Source organism: Streptomyces cadmiisoli, from assembly GCF_003261055.1.
Lineage (GTDB): Bacteria > Actinomycetota > Actinomycetes > Streptomycetales > Streptomycetaceae > Streptomyces > Streptomyces cadmiisoli.
Genome location: NZ_CP030073.1, coordinates 2584267 through 2599737 on the forward strand (window position 1 = coordinate 2584267; position 15471 = coordinate 2599737).

The 15471-nt window shown below is 69.8% G+C and carries 11 protein-coding genes; 4 read left to right on the forward strand and 7 right to left on the reverse strand.

Going from position 1 to position 15471, the window contains the following annotated elements:
• Positions 1-40 precede the first annotated feature (40 nt).
• Entirely contained in the window at positions 41-1057 is a 1017-nt protein-coding gene (locus tag DN051_RS10805; protein WP_053758397.1) for a DUF8189 domain-containing protein, read from the reverse strand.
• A gap of 259 nt (positions 1058-1316) precedes the next feature.
• Between DN051_RS10805 and DN051_RS10810 the strand changes: the two genes are divergently transcribed.
• Positions 1317-2696, forward strand: a complete 1380-nt coding sequence (locus DN051_RS10810; RefSeq protein ID WP_246040993.1) for a cellulose binding domain-containing protein — start codon at positions 1317-1319, stop codon at positions 2694-2696.
• On the forward strand, positions 2693-4171 hold the full coding sequence (locus DN051_RS10815) for a polysaccharide deacetylase family protein (protein ID WP_234388746.1): 1479 nt from the start codon (positions 2693-2695) through the stop codon (positions 4169-4171). Before DN051_RS10810 ends, DN051_RS10815 begins: the two co-directional genes overlap by 4 nt.
• A gap of 69 nt (positions 4172-4240) precedes the next feature.
• Here the strand turns inward: DN051_RS10815 and DN051_RS10820 are convergent, their stop codons facing one another.
• The gene (locus tag DN051_RS10820) at positions 4241-6001 is read right to left on the reverse strand and encodes a glycosyltransferase (protein WP_112438602.1); all 1761 of its coding nucleotides are present in this window, start codon (positions 5999-6001) and stop codon (positions 4241-4243) included.
• On the reverse strand, positions 5998-7269 hold the full coding sequence (locus tag DN051_RS10825) for a nucleotide sugar dehydrogenase (protein WP_053758400.1): 1272 nt from the start codon (positions 7267-7269) through the stop codon (positions 5998-6000). Before DN051_RS10825 ends, DN051_RS10820 begins: the two co-directional genes overlap by 4 nt.
• A 239-nt stretch (positions 7270-7508) precedes the next feature.
• On the opposite strand from DN051_RS10825, the gene DN051_RS10830 reads away from it, so the two are divergent.
• Together DN051_RS10830 and DN051_RS10835 are read left to right on the forward strand one after the other, a co-directional pair.
• Positions 7509-8621 (forward strand): LCP family protein, encoded by a 1113-nt coding sequence (locus DN051_RS10830; RefSeq protein WP_112438603.1) that lies wholly within the window; start codon positions 7509-7511, stop codon positions 8619-8621.
• A 30-nt stretch (positions 8622-8651) separates the two neighbouring features.
• Positions 8652-9011: an NYN domain-containing protein gene (locus tag DN051_RS10835; protein ID WP_053758402.1), complete on the forward strand. Its 360-nt coding sequence runs from the start codon at positions 8652-8654 to the stop codon at positions 9009-9011.
• A 285-nt stretch (positions 9012-9296) separates the two neighbouring features.
• On the opposite strand, the gene DN051_RS10840 is transcribed toward DN051_RS10835, so the two are convergent.
• The 4 genes from DN051_RS10840 to DN051_RS10855 form a co-directional block, all read right to left on the reverse strand.
• On the reverse strand, positions 9297-10820 hold the full coding sequence (locus DN051_RS10840) for an amino acid permease (protein ID WP_053758403.1): 1524 nt from the start codon (positions 10818-10820) through the stop codon (positions 9297-9299).
• Positions 10821-11107: 287 nt separating this feature from the next.
• On the reverse strand, positions 11108-13027 hold the full coding sequence (gene dxs / locus DN051_RS10845; RefSeq protein WP_112438604.1) for a 1-deoxy-D-xylulose-5-phosphate synthase: 1920 nt from the start codon (positions 13025-13027) through the stop codon (positions 11108-11110).
• Between the two features lie 190 nt (positions 13028-13217).
• A complete protein-coding gene (locus DN051_RS10850) occupies positions 13218-14510 on the reverse strand; it encodes a sugar ABC transporter permease (RefSeq protein ID WP_053758405.1) in 1293 nt (430 codons plus the stop codon).
• Entirely contained in the window at positions 14507-15298 is a 792-nt protein-coding gene (locus DN051_RS10855) for an ATP-binding cassette domain-containing protein (protein WP_053758406.1), read from the reverse strand. Before DN051_RS10855 ends, DN051_RS10850 begins: the two co-directional genes overlap by 4 nt.
• Between the last annotated feature and the right edge of the window lie 173 nt (positions 15299-15471).

Below are 15471 nucleotides of genomic sequence, written 5' to 3' on the forward strand. Positions count from 1 at the left end.
ACACCGGCTTTCGCGGGCCGCCTGAAGACCCGGAAGGGGCTCACACCTCTGCCCAGGCCGACAGGGCCAGGCCCGGCTCGTCCTTCTGGCGGGCCAGGCGGAGCACGCCGTCCGGTGTGACGCTGGCGGCCACCACACGGCCCTCAGCGTCCTCCGCCAGGCCCACCCGGCTGCCCGCCGGCAGCGGGGGGCCGGATTCCGACCACCACAGGCCCGCCGACTCCCGCTCGGTCGGATAGGCGGCGAAGGCGACGCGGCCGGAGGCCGAACGCTGGGCAAGGACCGTGCAGTCGTGGCCCTGAAGGATGCAGCGCAGGGCGGCCACCGGCCCGGGGCCCGCCACGGAGAGCAGGGCGACGGGGTCGCCGCCGGGCCGCCGGGCGAAGAGGGTGCCCTCGGGATCGCTGAAGAACAGCGTCGTGTGCTCCTTCGAGGTGGGCAGCGCGGTCAGCGAGCCCGCCACCGCCCGCACCGGCAGCGGATCGTCCTTGACCGGACGGGCTCCCGGCTCCTCCTGGTACCAGCGCAGGACGCCCTCGGGGCTGGTGGCGTACACCTCGACGCGTCCCGACTCCCCGGTGACGGCGACGAGTTCCTCGTCCACCTTGGAGCCCCTCAGGTCGTGCCAGCCGTTCCAGCCACCGCGTTCCTTCTGGTTGACGGTGTGGACGCCCTTGCCGCGGTTGCGTACGAAGACGTAGGCGCGTCCCTCGGCGTCGACGGTGACGGCGGGGTGCCCGGTCCGGTCGCCCTTCTTGTTGGGGTGCCCGATCGGGAGCCAGTCGAGCGGGGCGAGATGGGGGCGGAAGTGGGTGGAATGCACCAGCCCGGACTCGCCCTGGGCCGTGGGACGCCAGGAGACGAGGTGTGCGTATCCGTCGGCGCCCTGGCCGACCGCGAGCCCGGAATGCAGCTTCTGGTCGCCGCCCACCCTGCGGGGGGCGTCGTCCCAGGCTCCGCCGGGTACGCGCTCTGCGCGGCACAGGACGGCGTCGTTCGAGGGCCAGTAGACACCGAGTCGGCCGTCACGGCCGCGGATGAGCCAGTCGCCGTTCACCGGTTCACTCTAAGCGGGGCGGCCAGGTCCGGTCGGTGCCGGGCCCCGACTTCACTCCTGGGGTCACACGCATCGCGAGCCGTTATGGGACCGGTACCGCCTCACCCGTTACAGCGCTCCGATAGGATCCCCACAATATCTGACCATATGTTTACGACTGCCTGACGTCCTCGACCAAGGCCCAGTGTTCTGCGGAGGAGCTTCCGTGGCGTCCACCCGTCGCCCGTCATCCCGTCGCCGGGTTTGGCCAAAGATCAAGTTGCTGCTCCTGGTGTGCGCGATCGCCGCCGGCGCCACGGCGCTGTATCCGGTGTGGCGCGCCGCGAACCCGGAACCGCCGGACTTCGTCGTCCGTTACCGGACCGACACCCCGGCGTCCGCGGAGGCGGCCAAGCCCTCCCTGGAACTCTTCAACGACACGAAGAAGCCGGTGTCCCTGAGCGACATGACGCTCCGGTACTACTTCACCGCCGACGACGACACCGCGTACGCCGTCAACTGCGTCCAGGCCGCGGTCGGCTGCTCGAACATATCCGGCACGGTGGGCACGCTCGACAAGCCCACCGACACGGCGGACCACTATCTGGAGATCGGCTTCACCGCGGACGCGGGCAGCCTGAAGGCTGGCGCGAACAGCAAGGGCATCGACCTGCAACTCTTCCGGGTCGACCACAAGAAGCTGAAGCAGTCCAACGACCACTCCTTCGACGCGGAGAAGTCCAGCTACAAGGAGTCGAAGGCGGTGACCGCCTACCGGCGCGGAGCGCTGGTCTGGGGCGAGGAGCCGGGCGGCGGCGGCGCCACCCCCTCGCCGGACGCCTCCGCGGCGGCGGCCCCGAAGATCGAGGTGCCGTCCGGCGTCCTGTTCGACAACTTCGACTACCTCGACGCCAAGGACCCCGCGCTGTTCAAGCACGGCTGGCTGGTGCGCACCAGCAAGGGCGGCCCCGGTATCGAGGACACCTGGTCGGCCGACGGCGTCACGTTCCCCGCCGACAAGGACGCGATGGGCGGCGGTCAGGTGCTGCAACTGCGCGCCAGCACGGACGGCACCGAGGCCGGCACCAAGCAGGCGAGCCTCGGCACCGCGCAGAGCAAGTTCCGCGAGGGGACCTACGCGGCCCGTATCCGCTTCAGCGACGGCCCGACCTCCGGTGACGAGGGCGACCACGTCAACCAGACCTTCTACACCATCGGCGGCAAGGGCTCGAAGTACAGCGAGCTGGACAACGAGTACATGCCGAACGGCGGCTGGGGCCGGCCCGGACCCAAGCTCGACACGGTCACCTGGTACGACCACAAGACGAACGACCGCGTCTACCAGACCACGAACGAGAGCCTCGACGGCTGGCACACGGTCATGATCCGGGTGAAGGACGGCGTCGTCGCCTACTGGCTCGACGGCAAGAAGCTCTTCCTCAGCAACGGGAAGTACGCCCCGCGCGCCGACATGTCGGTGAACTTCAACCACTGGTTCATCGACCTGCCCTTCGAGGGCGAGCGCGCCTGGGACATGAAGGTCGACTGGCTTTACTACAACGCGAACGAAACCCTGTCGGAGAAGGAAGTCCAAGCCCAGGTCGAGGGCTTCGCCGACACCGGGATGAACTACTTCGACACGGTTCGGGGGTCACAGTGAGGAAGAGGCGCTCCGGCGCACACAGCCACGCCGCGGACGACAAGCCGGTGGTGAGCCGGCGCTCGGCGCTGTTCATGGGTGGGGCGGGCGGCGTCGCCATGGCGGGCGCGGGCGCCTGGCTGGGCAATGTCGCCGCCCAGCCGGCCGGCGCTCCCGTCGCCCAGGGGGCCATCGGCGGACTGACCACGGCGCCGCCCTACGCCCCGTCGGGCCGCCGGCCGAAGAACCGCCGGGCCACCTGGTCCCAGCAGTTCCAGGCCTCCCACGGCTGGACCCCCGGGGGTACGGGCACCGCATCCGCCGAGGCGAACGACAAGACGCAGTTCGTCCGGGGCACGCAGGCGGTGCGGGTGACGACCAACGGCACCGGCAAGCAGTCGTACATCCGTAAGTCCGGTATGACCGCGATGAACCTCACCGGCAAGATGATCAGGCTCCTCTTCCGTGTCGAGGACGTGACCGACCTGGCGAAGATGGTCTTCTACGTCGGCAGCGGCGGACTCCAGAACTTCTTCTCCTGGACGTTCCACACCCACTCCAAGACGTCGGCCAACTACGTCCAGTCCGGGGAGTGGGTGACGGTCCACCTCCAGTGGGCCGACGTCACCAGCGCGACCGGCAGCTACACGATCTCGGCGTCGGGCAAGCCGTCCACCACGACCGGCTTCACCGACATGTCGTTCGCCGTGTACGACAGTGCGGGCGGGCCGGTGACCTACCGGCTCCAGGCCGTCGAGGTGGTCCCGGACACCTCCGGCGTCTTCCCCAAGGGCGCCGTCTCCATCACTTTCGACGACTCCCACAAGTCGATCCACGACCTGGCCCGTCCGGTGATGGACTCCTTCGGCTTCCCCGGCACGGTGTACAACATCGCCGACGCGATCGGCACGGGCAGCTTCCTGACCGTCGATCAGATGCGCTCCATGCAGAACTACTCCGGCTGGGAGATGGCCGGGCACTCGTACGCCAACGCGGTGCACACCGCGAGCTACCCCAAGCTGACCGCGGAGCAGGCCGACGACGACTTCCGCAAGCTGCGGGAGTGGCTGGTGTCCAACGGCTTCACCAGCGAGCACTTCGCCTATCCGCACGGCGCGTTCCAGAAGACCACGGACGGCGTCCCGGTGGACCTCATAGCGAGCCGCCACTTCACCACCGCCCGGTCGATCATCTCCGAGACGATCGAGAGCATCGCCCCGGCGAACCCGTACCGCCTGAAGTCGCTGACCGGTATCACCGACGGCACGGGCATCGGCGGTACGGCGCTGTCGAAGCTCACCGCCGCGGGCGGCAAGCTGGACCGGTGCGTCAACAACGGGGACTGGCTGATCCTGTGCCTGCACAAGATCGTGACGGGAGCGCCGGCCACCAGCACGGAGATCGGCACGGCGGGGCTCACCACGCTGATGAAGGCGATCGACGAGCGGGACATTCCCGTGGTGACCGTGGCGGAGGCCATGGAGTACTACACGTAGGCGGACAGGACGAAGGAGGGGGCGGACCGTGCGGTCCGCCCCCTCCTTCATGTGCCGCTCGTCGCCGCCCTACCAGCGCGGCCCGTTGCCCTGCTGCCAGGACGGGTCCTGGGGGCCGCCCTGCGGGTGCTGGGGCTGCTGCGGGTGCCGGCCGCCCTGCTGCCACTGCTGGTGCGGCGGCTGGGGCTGCTGGGGCTGCTGGGCGCCGCCCGGGTTCCACCGGCCGTCCGGCGGGCCCGGCTGCGCGGGCACGCCCCAGGAGACCGGCTGCTGGGGGTTCACGGCGTACTGCTCGTCGTAGCCGGGCAGCGCCTGCGGCGGGGTGATGGTGGCCGCCTGGCGGGGCCTGGTGCGCAGCGCCACGCCTTCCAGACGCATCAGCTGGAGCGTCTCGGTGACCTTCTTGTCGGAGTAGGGGTCCTCCTCCTCGAAGATCTCCGTCACATCGGCCTCGTGGTCACCGGCCACGGACACCTCGACACCGCCCTGGCGGGTGCCCCAACTGCCCTTGTGCAGGGTGAGCAGGGCGTAGAAGCGCAGCGGGGTCAGCAGGGTCAGCTGGATCACGCCGTAGATCGGCGCGAGCAGGAACATGCCGAACCGCTTGATGAAGCCCATCCCGCGGCGGGGGAAGTCGAGGTAGCGCACATTGCGCAGGTAGCCCATGAGGACCATGAAGACCAGGTAGTCACCGATGTGGTTGACGAACCGCGCCGGGTGCACGATCGGCAGGATGACCATGGAGTAGAACATCGCCGAGCCGAAGACCAGCCACAGCGCGAGTTCCATGCAGGTCAGCCAGAAGGCGGGCCGGGTCTTCTTCTGGTTCCGGAAGGCCCACAGGGACTCCCGGAAGAAGGACTTGTTCCAGCGGACCTGCTGACGCAGGAAGTGCGGCACCTTCTCCGGTACGGCCGTGTAGCCGACGGCGGTCTCCTGGAAGACGACCTGGCCCTCGATGAGGCAGTAGTTGGTCATGCGGCGGTCGTCGCCGAAGACGGCCGGCTTGCCCAGGAACTGCTGGTTGAGGAAGTCCGGCAGGTACTTGCGCACCAGCGAGCCCCGGTAGGCGGACAGCGCGCCGCAGCAGCACAGGACCGACTTCAGACGGGAGTAGGCGGCCCGCTCGAAGAGGAAGGAGTTGCCGTACCGCAGGTCCTGCAGGCGCGTGAAGATGTTGCTGTCGTGGTTGAGCGCCAGCACCATGCCGGTGGAGGCCATGATGCGCTCGTCGGCCAGCGGCAGCAGCAGTTCGCGGACGGTGTCCCGGGACAGCACGGTGTCGGAGTCGACGCACAGGAAGATGTCCGAGTACGGGGCCGCCTCGAAGCCGAGCGCCAGGGCCTCGCGCTTGCCCTTGTTCTCGGGCTGGACGCTGACGGTGTACTTGACGCCCCTGGCCTCGAACTCGCGGCGCATCTTCTTCGCCGTCCGGATGCCGGAGTCGTCGGCGCTCGCGTCGTCGATGATGTGGATCTCGTTCGGCAGCCGGCTCTGCGCGAGAAGGCTGCGCATGCCCTGCTCGAACATCACCGGGTCCTCGTTGTAGATCGGGATGACCGCGGTGACCCAGGCGTTCTCGATGTACTCCAGTTCCTCCCGGCCGGCCTTGGCCGGACGGTAGAAGAGGGCACCGATCATCTTCAGCGCCAGCAGGCCCATCGCACCCATCGAGTACAGGTGCAGCGAGCCCGCGTCCAGCTTGGTGACGATCAGCGCGCCGAGGCCGAGAAAGACGAAGTACGAGACCTTCAGATGCCTTCGCCTGCGGTGCCGCTGGCGGCCGCCGGCGTCGACGGCTCCCGGTACGTAGGTGTCGTCGGTGGTCACAGCTTGACCACCCGGGGGTGATCGGCGGACTTGCCGCGGGTGTCGAACAGCACCTGGGCGCGGTCGGCGAGCAGGGGCAGGTCGATCTCCCGGTGCGGCTGGAGCAGCACCGTGATGTCGGCGGACTCGGCCGTGGCGAGGTAGTCGTCGGTCCGCTCGACGGGCACGCCGCCGACCGACCAGTCCTCGACCCGGGGGTCGAAGTAGACGAGCTCGGCGCCCCGTGCGCGCAGGCTCTCCGCGACCGCGAGGGCGGGGCTCTCGCGCTGGTCGGAGATGTCGGGCTTGTAGGTCACGCCCAGCAGCAGGATCCGGGAGCCGCGCACGGCCTTGCCGTGGTCGTTGAGCAGGTCGGCGGTGCGGTTGACCACGTGCACGGGCATGCGCTGGTTGATCTCCTGGGCCAGCTCCACGAACCGGAACGGGATGCCCAGCGAGCGCACCTTGTACGACAGGTAGTTCGGGTCGATCGGGATGCAGTGGCCGCCGACACCGGGCCCCGGGTAGAAGGGCGAGAAGCCGAACGGCTTGGTGGAGGCGCAGCGGATCGCGTCCCACAGGTCGACGCCGATCTCACGGCAGAACATCGCCATCTCGTTGACCAGGGCGATGTTCACGTGCCGGTAGGTGTTCTCCAGCAGCTTGGCCATCTCGGCCTCACGGGTGCCCTTGGCCTCCACCACGCGGGCCACGAAGCGCTCGTAGAGGGCGCGGGCGGCCTTGGTGCAGTCCGGGGTGACACCGCCGACGACCTTGGGGGTGTTCTCCAGGCCGTAGGTGGGGTTGCCCGGGTCGATGCGCTCCGGGGAGAAGGCCAGGTGGAAGTCCTCGCCGACACGCAGGCCGCCGGCCTCCAGCCGCGGGCGCACGACCTCGTCGGTGGTGCCCGGGTAGGTGGTCGACTCCAGCACCACGAGGGTGCCCGGGGTCAGATGGGCGGCGATGTCGTCGACGGCGGCGTCCACCGCGCCGAGGTCCGGGGCGCCGTGCTCGGTGAGGGGGGTCGGGACGCAGATGACGACCGCGGCGGCGTCGGCGATGACATCGGCCCGGTCGACCGCGCGGAAGCCCTGGTCGAGCATCGTGGCGACTTCAGCGTCGGTGATGTCGTCGACATGCGAACGACCGGCGTTCAGCCCTTCGACGACCCGGCTGCTGCGGTCCAGTCCGACGACCTTCAGTCCGGCCCCCGCGGCGGAACGGGCCAGTGGCAGACCCACGTAGCCGAGTCCAACAACGACGAGATCCACTGTGGCGGTTCTGCTCACGACACCAATCCCCAACCCCGTTGCGTCGGCCCGAGCCGCGTGAAGGGCGCTTATAAGTTCCTGATTCGAACAAGAGTGAGGATGCTAACAAGAACTTCACAGTTCACACACTGATCATGCAGTGCCTCTTATCACTCGACAGGTCATACAACCTTCCCTTCATCTCGCGTGTCTCAGTGATCCCGTTTTCCTCCGCACCGTCGGAGGTTCGCCCGCGCATACATCCAGCCCGGAGAGACATGAGCCAGACCCACCGCGCCACGGCCGACGACCGGCCTCGCAGCCGCCGCCGCGCGCCCAGCCCGAAGCGCGGCCGGCGGCTGCGGCGCGGCCTCCTGCTCGGGCTCCTGGTGGTGCTCCTCACCGGCGGCGGAACGGCCTGGTGGCTGTACCACGGCCTCGACTCCAACCTCAAGGACGGGGCGGTCGATCTGGACCGGGCGCTCGGCGACGAGAAGAACCGGCCGGCCCGTCAGGCGTCGGCCGGGGACGCGGTGAACCTGCTCGTGCTGGGGTCGGACTCGCGCGCGGGCGACAACGCGGCGCTCGCCGGAGGCTCGACCGACGGGGCACGGGCCGACACCACATTGCTGGTGCACATAGCCGCGGGGCGGACCGAGGCGGTCGCCGTGAGCATCCCCCGCGACACGCTGGTCACCCGCCCGGCGTGCACGGGGCGGGACGGCACCGCGTTGCCGTCCGCGGATCGCGTGATGTTCAACTCCGTGTACGCGCAGGCGGGTCCGGCCTGCACGGCGAAGACGGTGGAGAAGATGAGCCGGGTCCGCGTGGACCATCTCGTCGAAGTGGACTTCGCCGGTTTCAAGGAGATCGTCGACGCGATCGGCGGTGTGCCGCTCACGGTCCGCGAGGACCTCCACGACCGCTCCGCCGGGCTCGATCTGGCGGCCGGCACGCACCGGCTGGACGGCACCGAGGCCCTGGCCTTCGTCCGGTCCCGCAAGGGCGTCGGGGACGGCAGCGACCTGGGCCGGATCGGCCGTCAGCAGCAGTTCATGACCGCGCTGCTCACCGAGATCAGACGCCAGGACCTGCTGGGCCACCCCACCCGGACGTACCGGATCGCCGACTCCCTCACCGGTTCCCTGACCACCGACTCCGAACTCGCCTCGCTCAGCGCGCTCGTCGACTTCGGCCGCAGCCTGGACGGCATCGACCCCGCGGCGATGGAGACGATCATGCTGCCGGTGGAGTACGACCGGGTCGACCCGAACCGGGTGGTCGCCGTGGAGCCGCAGGCGTCGGCGCTGTGGCGGGCCGTCCGCGCCGACGAGGAGATCCCGGCCTCGGCGAGGCGGTCTCCGGCGAACGGTGGGACGCCGGCCTCGTGAGCCGGTCCGCACCGGCGTAGCGTCGGACCCGTGACGGAACTGCTGATCATCGACGCCGCCAATGTCATCGGCTCGGTGCCCGACGGCTGGTGGCGCGACCGGCGCGGAGCGGTGGAACGGCTCCGGGACCGGCTGGCGCTCGACGGGGTGCCCGGCCACGAGGACGGCGCGGAGATCGTCCTGGTGGTGGAGGGCGCCGCCAAAGGTGTGGAGTCCGTGCCCGGAGTGCGGGTCGAGGCGGCGCCCGGCAGCGGGGACGACCGCATCGTCGAGCTGGTCTCCGAGGCGGGCGAGCGCCCCTGTCTGGTGGCCACGGCCGACCGCGAACTGCGCCGCAGGGTCACGGCCCTGGGCGCGGACGTGCTGGGACCACGCTCCGTACGCCGCTGAGCGACCGCTGAACGACCGGGGGACGCCGGGTCGGTGGCCGGGCCCCGAGGGGGTGTCCCGGCCTGCGGGGGCGCTGCTGCGCGCCGGGACGGCGAGGTGCCGGCACCCGCCCGGGTACCGGCACCTGGCCTTGCTGAGCTGTCACGCCGTCACCGACGGCTGGCGTATCCGCCCCCGGATCCGCCACGCGGGGCCTCCACGGGGGCGGGCTCCTCACAGCGGCCGGGCTCGGGCGACGTCACGGCCGTGGCCCGCGGCGGTAAATGCCGCGTGGCCGGCGGGGCGTCAGCCTCCCTGGCCCCGGGGCTGTCCCTTCACCTCGTCGGTCGTGGTCTCCTCGTGGCGGCCCAGACGGCTGTGGGAGCGGCCGTAGAGGAAGTACACGACGACGCCGATCGCCATCCAGATGGCGAACCGGACCCAGGTCTCGGCGGGCAGGTTCAGCATCAGCCACAGCGAGGCCAGCACCGACACGATGGGCAGCACCGGGACCCAGGGAGTGCGGAAGGCGCGGGGCAGGTCCGGGCGGGTGCGGCGCAGGATGATCACGCTGATGGCGACCAGGACGAACGCGAACAGGGTGCCGATGTTGACCAGCGCGGCGAGTTCCTCCAGCGGGGTGAAGCCCGCGACGATCGCGATGATCACGCCCAGCAGGATGGTCGGCCGGTGCGGGGTCCGGAACCGCGGGTGGACCCGGGAGAAGAAGCGGGGCAGCAGTCCGTCGCGGCTCATCGCGAAGAACACCCGGGTCTGGCCGAGCAGCAGGATCATGCAGACCGTGGTCAGGCCGACGGCGGCGCCGAAGCTGATGAAGCCGGCGAACCAGGGGTGCCCGACGGCCTTGAACGCGTCGGCGAGCGGGGCGTCGACGGACAGTTCGCTGTAGTGCTGCATTCCGGTGACGACGATCGAGACCGCCACGTACAGGGTGGTGCAGATGATCAGCGAGCCGAGGATGCCGCGGGGCATGTCGCGCTGGGGGTTCTTGGTCTCCTCGGCGGCGGTGGCCACCACGTCGAAGCCGATGTAGGCGAAGAAGACCACCGACGCGGCGGTGAAGATGCCCATCACGCCGAAGTCGGCCGGCGCCCAGCCGAACATCAGCTGGATGAGCGGGGAGTCCAGGCTCCGCCCCGCCTCCTGCGGCTTCGACTCGGGGATGAACGGGCTGTAGTTGTCGGAGTTGATGAAGAAGATGCCCGCGATGATCACGACGAGCACGACGGTCACCTTGATGGCGACGACGACCGAGGTGACCCGCGCGGAGAGCTTCATGCCGACCACCAGGATCGCGGTGAGCACCAGCACCAGCGCCGCGGCGAAGATGTCGAAGCCGAAGCCGTCGGCGCCACCCCTGGTCCCGATCGCCTCGGGTACCTGCCAGCCCGCGTTCTCCAGCAGTGAGGCGATGTAGCCCGACCAGCCGACGGCCACCACCGCCGTGCCCAGCGCGAACTCCAGGACCAGGTCCCAGCCGATGATCCAGGCGGGCAGCTCGCCGAGCGAGGCGTAGGAGAAGGTGTAGGCGGACCCGGCCACCGGGACGGTGGAGGCGAACTCCGCGTAGCACAGGGCGGCGAGGGCGCAGACGACGCCGGAGACGACGAAGGACAGGGCCACGGAGGGTCCGGCGTCGTTCTTCGCGACCGTGCCGGTGAGGACGAAGATGCCGGTGCCGATGATGACACCGACGCCGAAGACCGTCAGGTCCAGGGCGGACAGGGACTTCTTGAGCGCGTGCTCGGGCTCCTCGGTGTCGAGGATGGACTGCTCGACATTCTTCGTCCTGAATAGGGTGCTGCTCACGGCGTACCTCCCAGCTTGTCGTCCCCGACATGATCGAGAGGGGGCTCCATCCGTATGCCCCGACGCGGAGGCATTCACGCGGAAGGACTTGTTCCGCCACCCTTCGCGGTGGCGTCTGCGGCCCATCCGGACGCAGGGCGGCCGCCCGGATTCGCGTACGCCCGCGGTTGCGTGCCCGGGCGTTCGCGTCGCGGACGCAACGGTGCCCCCGGCCGTCGTCGGCCGGGGGCACCCGGTGTGCTGCGGTGGCGGGACGCCTGCGGCCCTGAGGCCTGTCGTCACATGCCCTAGTCGCGGGCGGCCTCGACCTCGGCCGTGGCCCGCTCGTAGCGTCCGTCGAGCTTGGCGACCAGACCGGTGACCTGGCGGGCGATGTCCGGGGCGGTGAGCCCGATCTCCGCCATGACCTCGGCGCGGGAGGCGTGGTCGAGGAAGCGCGGCGGGATGCCGAAGTCGCGCAGCGGCACGTCGACCCCGGCGTCGCGCAGCGCCTGCGCCACCGCGGAGCCGACACCGCCCACACGGGAGTTGTCCTCGACGGTGACCACCACGCGGTGCTGCTCGGCGAGCGGGGCCATGGCCTCGTCGACGGGCTTGACCCAGCGCGGGTCGACGACGGTGGTGGAGATGCCCTGCTTGTCGAGGAGCGAGGCGATCTCCAGGCACATCGGGGCGAGGGCGCCCACCGAGACCAGCAGTACGTCCGGGGTGGTGGTGCCGGGCTCCCGCAGGACGTCCATGCCGCCGATCCGGCGCACGGCCGGTACGGCGGGGCCCACGGCGCCCTTGGAGAAGCGGACCACCGTCGGGGCGTCGTCGACCGCGACGGCCTCACGCAGCTGGGCGCGGACCTGCTCGGCGTCGCGCGGCGCGGCCAGCCGCAGCCCGGGGACGACCTGGAGGATCGACATGTCCCACATGCCGTTGTGGGAGGCGCCGTCGGTACCGGTGATGCCGGCCCGGTCCAGCACGAAGGTCACACCGCACTTGTGCAGGGCCACGTCCATCAGCACCTGGTCGAAGGCGCGGTTGAGGAAGGTGGCGTACACCGCGAAGACGGGGTGCACCCCGCCGGTGGCCAGGCCCGCCGCGGAGACGGCCCCGTGCTGCTCGGCGATCCCGACGTCGTAGACGCGGTCGGGGAAGTACTTGGCGAACTTGTCCAGGCCGACGGGCTGGAGCATCGCGGCCGTGATGGCGACGATGTCCTCGCGCTCCTTGCCGAGTTCGACCATCTCGTCGCCGAAGACGGAGGTCCAGTCCGCGCCCGAGGAGGCGATGGGCAGACCCGTGTCGGGGTGGATCTTGCCCACCGCGTGGAAGCGGTCCGCCTCGTCCTGGAGGGCGGGCTGGTAGCCGCGGCCCTTCTCGGTGAGGCAGTGGACGATCACCGGGCCGCCGAACCGCTTCGCCCGCGCCAGCGCCGACTCCAGCGCCTCGATGTCGTGGCCGTCGATCGGGCCGACGTACTTCAGACCGAGGTCCTCGAACATGCCCTGGGGTGCGATGAAGTCCTTCAGGCCCTTCTTCGCGCCGTGCAGGGTGTCGTAGAGCGGCCTGCCGACGACGGGGGTGCGCTCCAGCACCTCCTTCGTGCGGGCGAGGAAGCGCTCGTAGCCGTCGGTGGTGCGCAGGGTGGCCAGGTGGTTGGCGAGGCCGCCGATGGTGGGCGCGTAGGAGCGCTCGTTGTCGTTGACCACGATGACGAGCGGGCGGTCCTTGGCGTCCGCGATGTTGTTGAGCGCCTCCCAGGCCATGCCGCCGGTGAGGGCGCCGTCGCCGATGACCGCCACCACGTGGTCGTCACGTTTGCGCAGCTGGCTGGCCTTGGCGAGGCCGTCGGCCCAGCCGAGGACCGTGGAGGCGTGGCTGTTCTCGATGACGTCGTGCTCGGACTCGGCCTGCGAGGGGTAGCCGGACAGGCCGCCCTTCATCTTCAGCTTGGAGAAGTCCTGTCGGCCGGTGAGCAGCTTGTGGACGTAGGCCTGGTGGCCGGTGTCCCACAGCACCTTGTCCTTGGGTGAGTCGAACACGCGGTGCAGGGCGATGGTCAGCTCGACCACACCGAGGTTGGGGCCGAGGTGGCCGCCGGTCTTGGAGACGGCGTCGACGAGGAAGGTCCGGATCTCCTGTGCCAGCTGGTCCAGCTCCTCCAGGCTGAGCCGATCCAGATCGCGCGGTCCCGTGATGCGGGTCAGCAGCGGCACCCGTGCCTCCTTGCTGTAGAGCTGTTCGAGCTGTTGCCGGGCTTGTCGAGTCTAATGTTCCGCTCGGGCGGCCGACGCCCGGGCGGCGGGTCACACGTCACGGGATCGGCTCTACCCAGCGCGAGCCGTTCCTACGACATGGCTGTGCCCGGTACCGCCATTGGTACCGGGCACAGGTCTCGCGGGGCGCCTAGGCGCGTCCGGCCGTCTTCTGGGTCTTGCGGGTGATGGAGTCGATGACCACGGTGGTCAGCAGGACGCCGGCGGTGATCATGTACTTCACCGGTTCGGCGATGGACTCCAGCTGGAGGCCGTACTGGATCGAGACGATCACCAGGACACCGAGCAGCGCGTTCCAGGTGCGGCCGCGGCCGCCGAAGAGGCTCGTGCCGCCGATCACGGCCGCCGCGATCGCGTTCATCAGCAGGTCGCCGGTACCGGCGCTCTGGTTGGCCGAGGCGATCTTGGAGGCCAGGAAGAGGCCGCCGATGGCCGCGAAGCCGCCGGAGATCGCGAAGACCGAGATCCGGACCGCGGTGACGTTGATACCGGCGCGGCGCGAGGCCTCGACGCTGCCGCCGAGCGCGAACACCTTGCGGCCGTAGGACGTGCGCCGCAGCACGAAGTCCGTGCCGACCAGGAACACCAGGAAGATCACCGTGGCCAGCGGCAGGCCCTTGTACTGGTTGTACATGAACGCCGCGGCGAAGGAGACCACCGCCAGCAGACCGGTGCGCAGCAGCGTGTCGCTCAGCGGCCGGGACGGGACGCCCGCCGCCTCACGGCGCCGGTTGCCGAGGAACGAGGTGACGAAGAAGACCGCGGTGACCACGGTCGCCAGGCCGTAGGCGGCGGCGACGTCCGTGAAGAAGTACGTCGTCAGCTTGCCGATGAAGCCGTCGCTGTCGAGGTTGATCGTGCCGTTCTCGCCCAGTGTCTGGAGCATGAAGCCCAGCCAGAACAGCAGACCGGCCAGGGTGACCGCGAACGCCGGAGCCCCGAGGACCGCGAAGAAGAAGCCGTGCATCACGCCGATGACGATGCCCGCGCCGATCGCGAAGAGCACGGCGACCCACTCGGGCCAGCCCTGGTTGACCGCGAGCACGGCGGCGATCGCGCTGGACGCGCCGCTGACCGAGCCGACGGACAGGTCGATCTCGCCGAGCAGCAGCACGAAGACGATGCCGACCGAGATCATGCCCGTGCCGACCATCGTGACGGTGATGTCACTGATGTTCTGCGCGGACAGGAACGCCGAGTTGAGGCTCTGGAAGACGACGCAGATGATGATCAGGCCGAGGACGACCGGGATGGAGCCCAGCTCACCCGCCTTCATCTTCCGCTTGAACTCGCCCCAGTAGCCGGCCAGGCCCTGCTCGCGGACGAGCAGGCGCGGGTCGACCGCGGTGACGGCGGCGGCGGCCGCCTCGGGGTTCTCGACGGACTGCTCGTCGGTCGACGTGGAGGTCTTGTCGATGCTCACTTGGAAACCTCCCCGGTCGTGCGCGCCGCACGGCGGGTCACGGCGTTGTCGGTGGCGCCGGTGATGGCGGAGATGATCTCCTCCTGCGAGGTCGTCTTGACCTCGAAGACGCCGTTGTTGCGGCCCAGGCGCAGCACCGCCACCTTGTCGGCGACGGCCTTGACATCGGCCATGTTGTGGCTGATCAGGATCACGGCGTGGCCGCGCTCCCGCAGACGCTCCACCAGGTCGAGCACCTGGGCGGTCTGCTCGACGCCGAGGGCGGCGGTCGGCTCGTCGAGGATGACGAGCTTGGGCTCACCGAGCATCGAGCGCGCGATGGCCACGGTCTGGCGCTGACCGCCGGAGAGCGAGGCGATCGGGATACGGACGCTGGGGATGCGGATCGACAGCGTCGTCAGCAGCTCGCGGGCCCGGCGCTCCATCTCGACCTCGTCGAGGACGCCCCACTTCCGCAGCTCGCGGCCGAGGAACAGGTTGCCGACGACATCGATGTTGTCGCACAGCGCGAGGTCCTGGTAGACCGTCGCGATGCCCAGCGCCTGGGCGTCGTGCGGCCTGTTGATCGTTACGGCCTTGCCGTCCCACTCGATGACACCTTCATCGATGGGGTGCACGCCGGCGATCGTCTTGACCAGCGTGGACTTTCCGGCGCCGTTGTCGCCGACGAGGGCGACCACCTCACCGGCGTGGACCTCAAGCTCTACGTCGGTGAGCGCCTGGACGGCACCGAACCGCTTGGAGACCCCGCGCAACGCCAGCACGGGCGTAGCGGACACGTGAACCATCTCCTTCGCCGCCTGACCCGGCGGGAGGTTGTGCAGAAAGACTGGGGGGATGTTCCGTCCGGCGCCCCGGGACTAGCTTGCGGGGCTGTCTGATGCGCGGGGCGCCGGATGGAGCCTGGTGCGCGGGTCCCCGACGGGCCCGAGGGCCCGTCCCGTACGGGGCTTCACGAATG

Coding starts and splice junctions, on each gene's coding strand:
- DN051_RS10830 (WP_112438603.1), top strand. CDS start 7,509: ATGAGCCAGACCCACCGCGCCACGGCCGACGACCGGCCTCGCAGCCGC.
- DN051_RS10855 (WP_053758406.1), bottom strand. CDS start 15,298: ATGGTTCACGTGTCCGCTACGCCCGTGCTGGCGTTGCGCGGGGTCTCC.